The organism is Microbispora sitophila, assembly GCF_014892245.1.
GTDB classification, from domain to species: Bacteria; Actinomycetota; Actinomycetes; order Streptosporangiales; family Streptosporangiaceae; genus Microbispora; species Microbispora siamensis.
Genome location: NZ_JADBGC010000001.1, coordinates 73,998 through 88,490 on the forward strand (window position 1 = coordinate 73,998; position 14,493 = coordinate 88,490).

The window sequence follows — 14,493 nt, forward strand, 5'->3', positions numbered from 1 at the left end:
CCGTCACGCTCGGGACAGAGGCGGGAGTTCGGGGCTTCTGCGGACGGCCCACTCCGCGACGACGAGGTTGATCACCCATCCCGCGCCCATGAGCAGCGCCCGGGGGAGCGGGCCGGGCTCGCCGGCCAGCGCCATCAAGGGACCGACGGTCAGCACCTGGGTGCCCGCGCCCATGCCGATCGCGTAGCCCCGTGTCATCCAGGCGCGGTGACGGGCGACGTCCCGCCGCCGGATCGCCGCGAAGCCGAGGACGAGGGACACGATCATGAGGGTGCCGAACACCAGTCGCAGGCCCACGAGGAGGGCGCTGTCGTTGGGCAGATGGGGATAGAACAGCGTCATCCACAGACCCGTGAACGCGCTGACGAGCCCGGACGGAACCACGAGCCGTCCGGCGGCGCGGTGCCAGGCGGGCCTGCGGCGGCGTGATCCGCGGGCGAACTGGAGGGCCCCCAGGACGCTGAAGAGCGTGACGCTGACGATGTGCGCGACGACGGGCGCGGGCGTCGCGAAATACCGGACGCTGTCCTGCGTGATCGGCCCGCCGCCGGCCAACTGGCCCAGCCGGGTGGCACCGGCGATCACCGGGACGGCGCTGAGCGCGATCAGCGCGGCGGGCACGAGCCACCGGGGTGCGAGCGTGGGCCGTTTCGTCGATGTGGTCATGCGCCGATCGTGGACCGCGAGGGGGCGGCGCTTCATCGGCGGAACGGCCGGATCCGCACCGCCCGATCGGCTGCCGATCGGGCGTACTTTCGGCCGATACGCCCTGGGTGTGGCGCTTCTTACGCTGGCTCTCCCACCGGCAAGGTGACGAGGAGAATCCGATGAAGGCGTACGTCCTGCGCTCGTACGGTCCGCCCGACGTCCTGGAGCTCACCGACGTCGTCACGCCCGTGCCCGGCCCCGGAGAGGTGCTGGTCCGGGTGCGCGCCACCTCCGTCCAGCCCTACGACTGGCACCACATGAGAGGCGAGCCGTACGCGGCGCGCCTGATGGGCGGCACGCTCGGCCCGCGCAAACCGCGAATCGGGATCCTGGGCGCCGACGTGGCGGGACAGGTCGAGGCGGTCGGCGCCGGCGTCACCGCGTTCCGCCCCGGCGACGAGGTGTTCGCCCTGCTGACGCGGGGCGGCTTCGCCGAGTACGTGTGCGTACGGGAGAGCGAACTGGCCCGGAAGCCGGAGAACCTGTCGTTCGAGCAGGCGGCCGCGGTGCCGATGGCGGCCGTCACCGCACTGATGGCGCTCGACCAGGGAGGGGTCCAGGCAGGAAACGACGTCCTCGTGAACGGCGCCTCGGGCGGCGTGGGGACCTTCGCCGTGCAACTCGCCAAGGCGTTCGGCGCCCAGGTCACCGGTGTGTGCGGCGGCCGGAACGCCGACCTGGTGCGGTCGATCGGCGGGGACGAGGTCGTCGACTACACGAAGGAGGACTTCACCCGGCGCGGGCGGCGTCACGACCTGCTGCTCGACATCGCGGGCACCCGCGCGCTGCGGGCCTGCGCGCGGGTGCTGAAGCCCCGGGGGACGCACGTCGTCGTCGGCGGGCCGGCCGGACGATGGCTGCAGCCCGTCGGCCACATCATCGCGACGCTCGCGGTGTCGCCGTTCGTGTCCCAGCGCGTGGTCGTGACCCGGGTGGCCGACGGCGGGAACACCCGGGGCGACCTGATGCGGCTGACCGAACTCATCGAGGACGGCAAGGTCACCCCGGTGATCGACCGCAGCTATCCGTTCCACGAGATCCCGGCGGCCATCGGATACGTGGAGCAGGGGCACGCCCCCGGAAAGGTCGTCATCACGGTCTGACCGGCCTTCCGGGGCCTGCTTCGGCAGCCACGCCCAGCCGGTCGGCCAGGTCGCGCAGGACCGGGATCAGCTCGGGCGGGTCCAGCACCCGGAACGGGAATCCCTTGGCCGCGACGTGCAGGGCCAGCGTCTCCAGTGAGTCGGAGCCCGTGTGGAACAGGCAGGCGTCGGCGCCATGCGCCTCCAGCCGGCCGGCCGTGGGGGAGGAGCGCCGGGCCACCGCCTCGATCGGGGCCTCGAACAGGATCCGGGCCCGGTAGCGGTAGGGCGCCGACGAGATCGCCTGGGAGATGTACGCCGCCACGTCACCGGAGGGAGGCGTACGCGGAGTGAACCGGGCGCCGGGCGGGTCCACAGGTCCCTGAATCCGGTCGGCCCGGAAGGTCCGCCAGTCGTCGCGGTCCACGTCCCACGCCAGCAGATACCAGCGGCGGTGCGTGTGAGCCAGCCGGTGGGGCTCGACGGTACGGACCGGCAGGCCGTCCCGTCCCGGATACCGCAGCCGCAGCCGCCGGTGGTCCCGGCAGGCCGCCGCGAGCGCGGTCAGCAGGCCCGGATCGACCGCCTCGGTGACCGGCGCGGGCCCGGTCAGCGGCACGGCCGCCGCTCGGAACGCGGTCACCCGGTGCCTGAGACGGGCCGGGAGCATCTGCTCGAGCTTGGCCAGCGCCCGCACCGAGACCTCCTCCAGCCCGGCCACGCTGCCGGTCGCCGCCGTGTGCAGCCCGATCGCGACCGCCACCGCCTCCTCGTCGTCGAGCAGCAGCGGCGGCAGCGCCGTGCCGACGCCGAGCCGATAACCGCCCGCGACTCCCGGGGTCGCGTCCACCGGATAACCGAGGTCGCGCAACCGGTCGATGTCGCGCCGCACCGTACGCAGGCCCACGCCGAGTCGTTCGGCCAGGTCGGCGCCCCGCCAGTCGCCGCGCGACTGGAGCAGCGACAGCAGCCGGAGCAGTCGTGCCGAGGTTTCCAGCATGACCTGAATTGTGCCCGCTATTGGTGACCGAAGCTGACACCGATCGTTCCTACGGTGATCGCATGACGAACACCGAGATCCGTCCGTTCCGCATCGACATCCCCCAGGCCGACGTCGACGACCTGCGCGACCGGCTGGCCCGCACCCGCTGGGCCCCCGAGCTGCCGGGAACCGGCTGGGAGCGCGGCGTGCCGACCGGCTACCTGCGCGACCTGGCGGCGTACTGGGCGGAGAAGTACGACTGGCGGGCGCACGAGGCGGCGATCAACGCCCATCAGCAGTTCACGACCACGATCGACGGCGTCGACCTGCACTTCCTGCACGTCCGCTCGGCCGTGGCGGACGCCACGCCGCTGCTGCTGCTGCACGGCTGGCCCGGTTCGATCGTGGAGTTCCTCGACGTGATCGGCCCGCTCACCGACCCCGTGGCGCACGGGGGCGACCCCGCCGACGCCTTCCACGTGGTGATCCCGTCGCTTCCCGGGTACGGCTTGTCCGGCCCGCTGCCCGCTGTCGGCTGGACCGACGGACGTGCCGCCGTGGCGCTGGCAGAGCTGATGGACCGGCTCGGCTACGACCGGTACGGCGTGCAGGGCGGTGACGTGAGCGCCTTCATCGCCCCGCTGATCGGCCGGGCGGCGCCCGACCGGGTCATCGGGGTCCACCTCAACGCGCTGGTCACCTTCCCGACGGGGGACCCGGCCGACATGGCCGCGCTCACCGAGGCCGAACGGGAGCGGCTGGGACGGATGAAGGACTGGCAGGACCGGTCGAGCGCGTACATGCAGATCCAGGGCACCCGGCCGCAGACGATCGCGCACGCCCTGCACGATTCCCCGGCCGGCCAGCTCGCCTGGATCGTGGAGAAGTTCCAGGAGTGGACAGACCCGGCCGCCCATCTGCCCGAAGACGCCGTGGACCGCGACCGGATCCTTACCGACGTCAGCCTCTACTGGTACACCGGCACCGCGGGCTCGGCCGCGCACACCTACTTCGAGCGGTTCAACGACCCGTCCATGTGGGCGCCGCGCGAGCGATCGAGCGTGCCGACGGCCGTGGCGGTTTTCCCCACGGACTTCGCCATCCGCAGGTTCGCCGACACGACGCACACCATCGTGCGCTGGACCGAGTTCGACCGGGGCGGCCACTTCCCCGCCCTGGAGGCGCCCGGCCTGCTCGTGGAGGACCTGCGGGAGTTCTTCCGAGGGCGCGCCTGACCTGCTCCGCCCGAATCCCGGGGGTCCGCGCCGCGGACCCCCGGCCGGCGGGGCTCAGGACTCGGCGACCAGGCCCTCGGGCTCGGCCGCCGCCTCCGGCTCCTCCGCCCGCTCCTCCATCTCCGGGCTCACCGCCGTCGGGCTCTCCACCGGCCGCAGCCACACGACGCCGAGCGGCGGCACGCGCAGCCGGGTCGAGCAGGGCAGCCCGTGCCGCGGCTCCTCGACCGACTCGACCGCGCCCATGTTGCCGACGCCGCTCCCGGCGTACTCGTACGCGTCGGTGTTGAGGATCTCCTCCCACCGCCCGGGGGTGGGCAGGCCGAGGTGGTAGTCCTCGTGCGGGGCGCCGGAGAAGTTGGCGACGCAGGCCAGCACCGAGCCGTCCGCGCCGTACCGCAGGAACGACAGCACGTTGCCCGAGGCGTCGTCGGCGTCGATCCAGCGGAAACCCTCGTGGCTGTTGTCGCGCGAGTACAGCGCGGGCGACTCCCGGTAGACGCGGTTGAGGTCCTTCACCAGGCGGCGTACGCCCTGGTGGAAGTCGAAGTCCAGCACCCACCAGTCGAGGCCGTTCGCCTCCGACCACTCGGCACCCTGGCCGAACTCGCCGCCCATGAACAGCAGTTGCTTGCCGGGATGGGCCCACATGAAGCCGTACAGCGCGCGCAGGTTCGCGAAGCGCTGCCACTCGTCGCCCGGCATCTTGCCCAGCAGCGACCCCTTCAGATGGACGACCTCGTCGTGCGACAGCGGCAGCACGAAGTTCTCCGAGAAGGCGTACATCAGGGAGAACGTCATCTGGTGGTGGTGATACTGCCGGTAGATCGGCTCGCGGGACATGTAGCTGAGCGAGTCGTGCATCCAGCCCATGTTCCACTTGAAGCCGAAGCCGAGCCCGCCGAGGTGGACGGGCCGCGACACGCCGGGCCAGGCGGTCGACTCCTCCGCGATCGTCACGATTCCCGGCTCCTCGCGGTAGACGACGGAGTTCATCTCCTTGAGGAACTCGATCGCGTCGAGGTTCTCCCTGCCGCCGTACACGTTGGGCGTCCACTCGCCCTCGCGCCGCGAGTAGTCGAGGTAGAGCATCGAGGCCACCGCGTCCACCCGCAGGCCGTCGACGTGGAACTCCTTCAGCCAGTAGAGCGCGTTGGCCACCAGGAAATTACGCACCTCGTTGCGGCCGAAGTCGAAGACGTACGTGCCCCAGTCGGGGTGGGTGCCGCGGGCGGGGTCGGCGTGCTCGTAGAGCGGCGTGCCGTCGAAGCGGGCCAGCGCCCACTCGTCCATCGGGAAGTGCGCCGGCACCCAGTCCACGATCACGCCGATGCCGGCCCGGTGCAACTCGTCGACGAGGTGACGGAAGTCGTCGGGGGAGCCGAACCGCGAGGTCGGGGCGTAGTAGGAGGTCACCTGGTAACCCCACGAGCCGCCGAACGGGTGCTCGGCGACCGGCAGGAACTCCACATGCGTGAAGCCCATGTCCTTGACGTACGCGACCAGCTCGCGGGCGAGGTCGCGGTAGGACAGGCCGGGCCGCCAGGAGCCCAGGTGCACCTCGTAGGTGCTCATCGGCTCGGCGAGGGCGTCGTGCGACGGCCGGGCGGCCATCCACTCCTCGTCGCGCCACTCGTACGCGGACCTCTCGACGATGCTGGCGGTCGCCGGGGGCACCTCGGTGCGGCGGGCCATCGGGTCGGCCTTCTCCCGCCAGATCCCGTCGAGGCCGAGGATCTGGAACTTGTACCGCGTGCCCTCGCCGATCTCCGGGAGGAACAGCTCCCACACGCCCGACCGGCCGAGCGAGCGCATGGGGTGGGCGGCCCCGTTCCAGTGGTTGAAGTCGCCGATCACCCGCACGCCCTGCGCGTTCGGCGCCCACACCGAGAAGGCCGTACCGTCCACGTCCTCGTGGCGGATCACCCGCGCCCCGAGCACCTCCCACAGCCGCTCGTGCCGACCCTCACCGATCAGGTGGAGATCCAGCTCGCCCAGCGTCGGCCAGTGCCGGTACGGATCGTCCGTCTCGTACGGCGGGGCGTCGGGATAGGTGATGCGCAGGCGATATTCGGGAATCTTGTCGACGCCGGGCAGCGTCACCTCGAACACCCCGAACGCGACGTGGCTCATCTCGTGTGCCGACCCGTCGGCCAGCACCTCGACCTTCTCCGCGAAGGGGCGCAGGGCCCTGATCGTGACGCCGTCGGGCCCGGGATGGGCCCCCAATATGGAGTGGGGGTCGTGGTGTGCGCCCCCCGCCAGCCGGTCCAAGTCCATGTCGCCCAACCTGCCCTAGATATATCCCTCCGAACACCCTGATCTTGTCAGCGAAAGGCCGCGAGCGGGATGGGCAGCCACGAGGGGCGGTTGCGCGCCTCGTAGACGACCTCGTACACCGCCTTGCTCAGTTCGAGCGCGCGCAGCAGCACCGCGTCGTCGCCGCGGATGCGCCCGCCGCCCTCGGAGTAGCCGGCCAGGAACGCGGCCCGGTTGCGCTCCGACCACTCCCTGGCCCGGCTCTCCAGCCCGTCGGCGTTCGGGTGCCCGGCCAGCAGGTGCCGCGCGGCGTATTCGAACGAGCGCATCATGCCCGCCACGTCGCGCAGCGGCGAATCGAGCGCCCGCCGCTCGGCCAGCGGCTGGCCCGGCTCGCCCTCGAAGTCGAGCACCACCCAGTCGGTCATGGTGCGCATGACCTGGCCGAGGTGGTAGTCGCCGTGCACCCGCTGCACCGGGATCTCGTGGCCGATGTCGGACAGCCGGTCGAACGCCTCGGCGGCCACGGCGGCGTGCTCGCCGAGGCGCGGCACCTCGGCCACCGCCTTGTCCAGCCGGCGGCGGAACCGCTCGGTCATCCGCTTGATCTCGGGCGGCTCGATCGTCCCCGTGGGGAAGGCCCGCGCGAGTTCGCGGTGCACCTGCGCGGTGGCCAGTCCGAGCCGCCGCGCCTCGCCGGCGAAGTCGCCTCCGGCGTCCTCCGCCGGCATGCCCTCGGGGCACGCGTAGAGGTCGCGCACGCTGGTCAGCGCCATCGACCAGCCCTCGTTGGCGTTCTGCAGATATTCCTGCATGATCGCCAAGGTGGTCGGCTCGCCCTGGAGTTCGGTCTCGATCCAGCCGTACGGCCTGGCCACATGGGCCGAGCCCGCGTCGGCGAGCGCCGTGATGATCTCCAGCTCGGGGTTGACCCCCGGGTTGAGCTGGCGGAACAGCTTGAATATGTACTTGTCGCCGTACACCAGCGAGGTGTTCGACTGCTCGGCGGTCAGCACGAGGCTGCGTTGCGAGGTGTCGATCTCCGCCCCGTGCGCGGGGTGGAAGCCGAGGCCGTCGAACCGGCGGTCGGCGGCCATCCCCTCCAGCAGGTGCCCGGTCAGGGCGGAGTCGTGCAGCGCGTCGTAGACGTTCACCTCGCGGCCGTCGCGGCGGCACGTACCGATGAGCACGTGCCCGAGCCGGTCGGGCAGGTGCTCGCGCAGCCCGACCGGGATCTGGTAGCGCGTGCGTCGCTCCCCCTGCCGCACGCACACGATCAGATGGAGCAGCGCCGGGTCACCGGCGGCGATCTCGATCTCGGAGTCGATGGACAGGTCGTCGATGGCGCGCCCCTTGCCGGCGAACCACCGTTGTCCGGTGATCCAGCCGGCCAGGAGTCCCTGAAGTGAAGTCGTCACTCCTCCTTCGTGCCGGCCGTCCTGTGCGTGACGGGCAGTGTGAACCAATAGAACCCATGCCCAGGGAGCGTCAAAAGATACGGAAGCTCACCGATCGGGGGAAAAGGAACTCCGCCCATGCACTCGACCGGCGTGGATCCCTCGAACCTGCGCAGGTCGAGCTCGACCGGCTGGGGGAAGCGCGACAGGTTGTTGACGCACAGGACCCGGTCGTCGCCCAGCTCGCGCACGAACGCGAGCACGCTCGGATTGGACGAGTTCAGCTCGGTGAACTCGCCGAGGCCGAACACCGGGTGACGCTTGCGGATCTCGATCATCCGCTTGGTGAAGTGGAGCAGTGAGCTGGCGCTCTTCTGCTGCGCCTCGACGTTGATCGCCTGATATCCGTAGATCGGGTCCATGATCACCGGCAGGTAGAGCCGGCCGGGATCGCAGTTCGAGAAGCCCGCGTTGCGGTCGGGCGTCCACTGCATCGGCGTGCGGACGCCGTCCCGGTCGCCGAGCCAGATGTTGTCGCCCATGCCGATCTCGTCGCCGTAGTACATCACCGGCGAGCCGGGCAGGCTGAGCAGCAGCGCGGTGAACAGCTCGATCTGGTTGCGGTCGTTGTCCAGCAGCGTCGCCAGCCGGCGGCGGATGCCGACGTTGGCCCGCATGCGGGGGTCCTTGGCGTACTCGGAGTACATGTAGTCGCGCTCTTCGTCGGTGACCATCTCGAGCGTGAGCTCGTCGTGGTTGCGCAGGAAGATGCCCCACTGGCAGTTCTCGGGGATCTTCGGCGTCTGGGCCATGATCTCCGAGATCGGGTAGCGCGACTCCCGCCGCACCGCCATGAAGATGCGCGGCATCAGCGGGAAGTGGAAGGCCATGTGGCACTCGTCGCCGCCGGTGACCGGGTCGCCGAAGTACTCCACCACGTCGGCCGGCCACTGGTTGGCCTCGGCCAGCAGCACCCGGTCGGGGTAGAGGCGGTCCACCTCGGCCCGCACCCGCTTCAGGTACGCATGGGTCGCCGGCAGGTTCTCGCAGTTGGTGTCCTCCTGCTCGAACAGGTAGGGGATCGCGTCGAGCCGGAACCCGTCGATGCCGAGGTCGAGCCAGAAGCGGATGACCTCCATCATCGCGTCCTGCACCGCCGGGTTCTCGAAGTTGAGGTCCGGCTGGTGGTGGAAGAACCGGTGCCAGTAGTACTGCCCCCGGACCGGGTCGTACGTCCAGTTGGAGGCCTCGGTGTCGATGAAGATGATCCGGGCGTCCTTGTACCTCTCGTCCGTGTCGCTCCACACGTAGAAGTCGCCGTACGGGCCCTCGGGGTCGTGCCGGGACGCCTGGAACCACGGGTGCTGGTCGCTGGTGTGGTTCATGACCAGGTCGGCGATGACGCGGATGCCCCGTTTGTGCGCCTCGTCGACCAGCTTGATGAAGTCTCCCAGGTCACCGAAGTCCGGAAGGATCTTCATGTAGTCCGAGATGTCGTACCCGCCGTCCTTGAGGGGGGACTCGTACAGCGGGAGCAGCCAGAGGCAGTCGATGCCGAGCCACTGGAGATAGTCCAGCTTCTCGATGAGGCCGCGGATGTCGCCGGTGCCGTCGCCGTTCGAGTCGGCGAAGCCCCGGATAAGCACCTCGTAGAAGACAGCCCGCTTGTACCAGCGCCGATCCCGTGGTTCCTCCTCGGTGAAGGTGTTCGGGACGGGCTGTGTGTGACTGGGCTGCGTGTGACTGGGCTGAGGTGTCGTCGAGCTCACCTTTTGACTCCCCGGATGTGCCGAGCTGCGCTCACGGGCGGTGCGCTGACCCGTGGCGGAGCGTGAGAATGTGTGCGGGATGGACGTGCGGGTCGAGGCGCACGTAGTTCGCCTGCCCCCAGCGGTACGACTCGCCCGACAGTTGGTCGTCCACGACGAACTCGGCATGCCAGTCGAGACCGAGGGCGGGCATGTCGAGCCGGACCGTCGCCTCGTGTGTGTTGTGTGGATCCAGATTGACGACGGCCAGCACGACATCGCCTAGTCCGTGCCGTCGTGAGGCCGTGTCATAGGCGCCGGGCAGCCGCTTGGAGAAGCAGATCACGTCCGGCTGGTCGACGTTGTGAAACCGTAGGTTACGCAATTCCTGGAGCGCCGGGTGCGCTCTTCTCAACAAATTGAGCTGGGTAATGAACGGGGCAAGGCTGCGGCCCTCACGCTCCGCCCCCGCCCAGTCACGCGGCCTGTACTGGTACTTCTCGCTGTCGAGGTACTCTTCGCTGCCCGGACGGACCGGGACGTTCTCAGCCAGTTCATACCCGGAGTAGACCCCCCAGGTGGGCGCCATCAGCGCCGCGAGGACCGCCCGGATCTTGAACGCCGGCACGCCTCCGTGCTGGAGGTACTCGTGCAGGATGTCGGGCGTGTTGACGAACAGGTTCGGCCGCAGGAAGTGCGAGGTCTCGTGGGACAGCTCCCCCAGGTACTCCTCCACCTCCGGCTTGGAGTTGCGCCAGGTGAAGTAGGTGTACGACTGGTGGAACCCGATCTTCGCGAGGGTCTGCAGCATGGCCGGGCGGGTGAAGGCCTCGGCGAGGAACAGCACGTCGGGGTCGGTGGTGTTGATGTCGGAGAGCAGCCGCTCCCAGAACCGGACCGGCTTCGTGTGCGGGTTGTCCACCCGGAAGATCCGCACGCCGTGGTCCATCCAGTGCCGGACCACCCGCTTGATCTCCGCGTAGATCCCCTCGGGGTCCTTGTCGAAGTTCAGGGGGTAGATGTCCTGGTATTTCTTCGGCGGGTTCTCGGCGTACGCGATCGAGCCGTCGGCCCGGATGTTGAACCACTCCGGGTGCTCCTTCACCCAGGGGTGGTCGGGGGAGCACTGGAGCGCGAGGTCGAGGGCGACCTCCATGCCCAGCTCGCGTGCCTTGGCGACGAACTCGTCGAAGTCCTCGATCGTGCCCAGATCGGGGTGGATCGCGTCGTGCCCGCCCTCCTGTGAGCCGATGGCCCAGGGCGATCCGGGGTCGTACTGGTCGGGGTTCAGGGTGTTGTTGCGGCCCTTGCGGAACTGCGTCCCGATCGGGTGGATCGGCGGCAGGTAGACCACGTCGAAGCCCATCTGGGCGATCGCCGGGAGCCGCTTGGCCGCCGTCCTGAACGTCCCCGACTTGGGGGCGACGCCCTCCTGCCCCACCACGGCTCCCTCGGAGCGGGGGAAGAACTCGTACCACGAGCCGAACAGCGCCCGCCGCCGGTCCACCCGTACCCGGTTGCGGCCGGACCGGGTGAGCAGGTCGCGCAGCGGGTGCGCGGCGATCAGCGCGGCCGTCTCGGGCATCTGGGTCACCGCGAAGCGCGCCCTGGGGTCCACCGCCTCGTCCCGCAGGCGGGCCGCGAGGGCCAGCAGCGCGGCCCTGTGCCCGCAGGTGCCGCCCGCCTCCGCCGCCGCGCAGTCCGCCGCCCGCACGCCCTTGGCCGCCCGCTCGAACAGCCGGGCGCCCTCCTCGCACATGAGGTCGGCGTCCAGGTTCCGGGGGATCTTGATGCCCGCGTCGTGCATCCACGTGGCGATCGGATCACTCCAGGCCTCCACCCGGAACTGCCACAGGCCCTCGGTGGGCAGTGTCACCTCCACGCTCCACCGGTCGGTGCCGGGCGCGACCTCGTGCATGGGCAGCATCCGCCCCGGCGTGCCGCTCGGGTCGATCAGCACCGCTCCGGCGGCGACCGCGTCGTGCCCTTCGCGGAACACCGTCGCGCTGATCTCGAAGGTCTCTCCCGCGGCGGCCTTGGCGGGCCACTGGCCGCAGTCGACGACGGGCTGGATGTCCTGGATGGGAATGCGTCCGATCATCGTCACTTCGTACTCGGGGGCGGCACACCGGGTGCCGCCGGGGCTTGCGGGGCAGGAACAGCTGTGGTCAGGCGGGCAGCGCGGGAGACAGGATCCGCTGGCCGCGGTCCTTCCTCGTTCATACAGGGGTTGCCCTAATAGTCCACTCTTACCCCTGCCGAACGAAAGACCGCTCGCCGTGTTTGGGATGGCGTCCCCGGGAGATCGATCATTGCGTGCCCGCCACCGCCGTCCGGCGCGCACATCACCAGGTCAAGGGTACTTTGGTGAGGTTTGAACCGGTTTGATGGTGGTGAGAGCGTTCGAGAACTGGCATCGCAGTACGACAAGTTTGATTCGGTCGCGCGTCGTGGCGCTGAGTAACTAGGGTCTGGCCCCGTGAGAGCTATCCGCAGGTTCACTGTCCGAACCGTTCTTCCCTCACAGCTCGCACCTCTGGGCGAGTTGGTCCAAAATCTCCGATGGTCGTGGCACCCCGAGACCATGGACCTGTTCGCCGAGGTGGACCCGGAGGTCTGGGAGCGTGTCGATCACGACCCCGTCGCGCTGCTCGGCGCGGTCGAGGCCGACAGGCTGCGCGAGCTCGCCCAGGACCGGCGCTTCCTGCGCCGCCTGGCCGACGCCGCCGACGACCTGCGCGAGTACATGACCGCCCCCAGGTGGTATCAGTCGCTGGAGGGCGCGCCGAAGGCGATCGGCTACTTCTCGCCCGAGTACGGCATCTCCGCCGCCCTGCCGCAGTACTCCGGCGGCCTCGGCATCCTCGCCGGCGACCACCTGAAGGCCGCCAGCGACCTTGGCGTGCCGATCCTCGGCGTCGGCCTGCTCTACCGGCACGGCTACTTCACCCAGTCGCTGTCCGCCGAGGGCTGGCAGCTCGAGCACTACCCCTCCCTCGACCCCGGTGGCCTGCCGCTCACGCTCCTCAAGGAGGAGGACGGCGCGCCGGCCCGCATCAAGATCGGCCTGCCGGAGGGGCGCGTCCTGCACGCCCAGATCTGGGTGGCCCAGGTCGGCCGGGTGCCGCTGCTCCTGCTCGACTCCGACGTCGCCGAGAACGACACGGTCGCCAGGGACGTGACCGACCGCCTGTACGGCGGGGGCGGCGACCACCGCCTGATGCAGGAACTGCTGCTCGGCATCGGCGGCGTGCGGGCCATCCGGGCCTACTGCCGGATCACCGGCCACCCCGAGCCCGAGGTGTTCCACACCAACGAGGGCCACGCCGGTTTCCTCGGCCTGGAGCGCATCCGCGAGCTCACCGAGGCCCGGCTGTCGTTCGAGGAGGCCCTGGAGGCCGTACGCGCCGGGACCGTCTTCACCACCCACACGCCGGTCCCCGCCGGCATCGACCGGTTCCCCGCCGAGATGATCGCCCGGCAGTTCGGCGGGTCCAACGCCTGGCCGACCGTGTCGGTGGACCGCATCCTCGAACTCGGCGCCGAGCCGGACGGCCCCGACGCCGACAAGTCGGTCTTCAACATGGCCGTCATGGGCATGCGGCTGGCTCAGCGGGTCAACGGCGTGTCCGAGCTGCACGGCCACGTCAGCCGGGAGATGTTCCAGGGCCTGTGGCCGGGCTTCGACGTGGACGAGGTGCCGATCGGCTCCATCACCAACGGCGTCCACGCCCCGACGTGGGTCGGCCGGGAGATGATGGAGCTCGCCGGCAAGGAACTGCCCTCGCTGATCGACAAGGCGCAGGGCTGGGAGGGCGTGCACAAGCTCTCCGAGGCCGACATCTGGGGCATCCGCGCCACGCTGCGCGCCCGCCTGGTCGAGGAGGCGCGCCGGCGGCTGCGCAAGTCGTGGCGGCAGCGCGGCGCCAGCGAGGCCGAGCTGGGCTGGGTGGACGAGGCGCTCGACCCGGACGTGCTGACGATCGGCTTCGCCCGGCGGGTGCCCTCCTACAAGCGGCTGACCCTCATGCTCTGCCAGCCCGACCGGCTCCGCAGGCTGCTGCTCGATCCGGACAAGCCGGTGCAGATCGTCATCGCCGGCAAGGCGCACCCGGCCGACGAGGGCGGCAAGAAGCTCATCCAGCAGATCGTCCGCTTCGCCGACTCGGAGGACGTGCGGCATCGCATCGTCTTCCTGCCCGACTACGACATGGCGCTCGGTCAGCTCATGGTGACGGGCTCCGACGTGTGGATGAACAACCCGCTGCGCCCGCTGGAGGCGTGCGGCACGTCCGGCATGAAGGCGGCGCTCAACGGCGGCCTCAACCTGTCCATCCGCGACGGATGGTGGGACGAGTGGTACGACGGCAACAACGGCTGGGCGATCCCCAGCGCCGACGGCGTGGACGATCCCGAGCGCCGTGACGAGCTGGAGGCCACGGCGCTGTACGACCTCATCGAGCGCGAGGTCGCCGACCGCTTCTACGACCGGGCCGCCGACGGCCTGCCGCGGCGCTGGCTGGAGATGGTCAAGCACACGCTGAGCTCGCTCGGGCCGAAGGTGCTCGCCGGGCGCATGCTGCACGACTACGTCACCGACCTGTACACCCCGGCGGCGGCCGCCGCCCGGTCGCTCGCGGCCGACGGCCACGGCAACGCCCGGCTGTTCGCGGCATGGAAGCTGCGCGTGGCCAAGGCGTGGCCGGGCGTACGGGTCGAGCACGTCGAGGCGACCGGCGTGGGGGACACTCCCGAGCTGGGGGCCCGGCTGGAGCTGCGGGCCACGATCGCCCTCGGCGAGCTGTCGCCCGAGGACGTCCAGGTCCAGGCCGCCTACGGCCGGGTGGGCGCGCACGACGAGCTGCTCTCGCCCGGCTACGTCACGCTGAAGGTCGACTCGGTGGGCGACGACGGCCGGGCGCACTACACCGGCGTCGTGCCGCTGGACCGCACCGGCGCGTTCGGCTACAGCGTGCGCGTGGTCCCGTTCCACCCGTTGATGGCGTCCGTGGCGGAGCTCGGCCTCATCGCCGTCCCGGAGGAGCCGGTCGGCATGACCAACGGCACCCTGCGCTAGGGAGT

The 14,493-nt window shown here is 70.3% G+C and carries 9 protein-coding genes; 3 read left to right on the forward strand and 6 right to left on the reverse strand.

All coding sequences use genetic code 11. From position 1 onward, the window contains the following. Positions 1 to 3 precede the first annotated feature (3 nt). Positions 4 to 666, reverse strand: coding sequence for a DUF2306 domain-containing protein (locus IL992_RS00340; RefSeq protein WP_193201297.1), 663 nt, complete (start codon positions 664 to 666; stop codon positions 4 to 6). Positions 667 to 827: 161 nt separating this feature from the next. On the opposite strand from IL992_RS00340, the gene IL992_RS00345 reads away from it, so the two are divergent. Then, entirely contained in the window at positions 828 to 1,811 is a 984-nt protein-coding gene (locus IL992_RS00345; RefSeq protein ID WP_193201298.1) for an NAD(P)-dependent alcohol dehydrogenase, read from the forward strand. Here IL992_RS00345 and IL992_RS00350 read toward each other — a convergent pair. Then, positions 1,801 to 2,790, reverse strand: a complete 990-nt coding sequence (locus IL992_RS00350) for a helix-turn-helix transcriptional regulator (RefSeq protein WP_193201299.1) — start codon at positions 2,788 to 2,790, stop codon at positions 1,801 to 1,803. The genes IL992_RS00345 and IL992_RS00350 overlap by 11 nt on opposite strands. Positions 2,791 to 2,852: 62 nt before the next feature. Here IL992_RS00350 and IL992_RS00355 point away from each other — a divergent pair, with 62 nt between their 5' ends. Next, on the forward strand, positions 2,853 to 4,007 hold the full coding sequence (locus IL992_RS00355) for an epoxide hydrolase family protein (protein ID WP_193201300.1): 1,155 nt from the start codon (positions 2,853 to 2,855) through the stop codon (positions 4,005 to 4,007). Positions 4,008 to 4,061: 54 nt separating this feature from the next. On the opposite strand, the gene glgB is transcribed toward IL992_RS00355, so the two are convergent. From glgB to IL992_RS00375, 4 genes are read right to left on the reverse strand one after another with little or no spacing between them, the layout of a single operon-like run. Beyond that, the gene (glgB, locus tag IL992_RS00360) at positions 4,062 to 6,287 is read right to left on the reverse strand and encodes a 1,4-alpha-glucan branching protein GlgB (RefSeq protein ID WP_193201301.1); all 2,226 of its coding nucleotides are present in this window, start codon (positions 6,285 to 6,287) and stop codon (positions 4,062 to 4,064) included. A 47-nt stretch (positions 6,288 to 6,334) separates the two neighbouring features. Beyond that, positions 6,335 to 7,684, reverse strand: coding sequence for a maltokinase N-terminal cap-like domain-containing protein (locus tag IL992_RS00365; protein WP_193201302.1), 1,350 nt, complete (start codon positions 7,682 to 7,684; stop codon positions 6,335 to 6,337). After that, entirely contained in the window at positions 7,681 to 9,432 is a 1,752-nt protein-coding gene (gene treS / locus IL992_RS00370; RefSeq protein WP_193201303.1) for a maltose alpha-D-glucosyltransferase, read from the reverse strand. The genes IL992_RS00365 and treS overlap by 4 nt, the downstream gene beginning before the upstream one ends. Before the next feature lie 31 nt (positions 9,433 to 9,463). Further along, positions 9,464 to 11,512, reverse strand: a complete 2,049-nt coding sequence (locus IL992_RS00375) for an alpha-1,4-glucan--maltose-1-phosphate maltosyltransferase (RefSeq protein WP_193201304.1) — start codon at positions 11,510 to 11,512, stop codon at positions 9,464 to 9,466. A 378-nt stretch (positions 11,513 to 11,890) separates the two neighbouring features. Between IL992_RS00375 and glgP the strand changes: the two genes are divergently transcribed. Then, complete coding sequence (gene glgP / locus IL992_RS00380) at positions 11,891 to 14,488, forward strand: alpha-glucan family phosphorylase (protein WP_193201305.1); 2,598 nt, start codon at positions 11,891 to 11,893, stop codon at positions 14,486 to 14,488. Positions 14,489 to 14,493 lie beyond the last annotated feature (5 nt).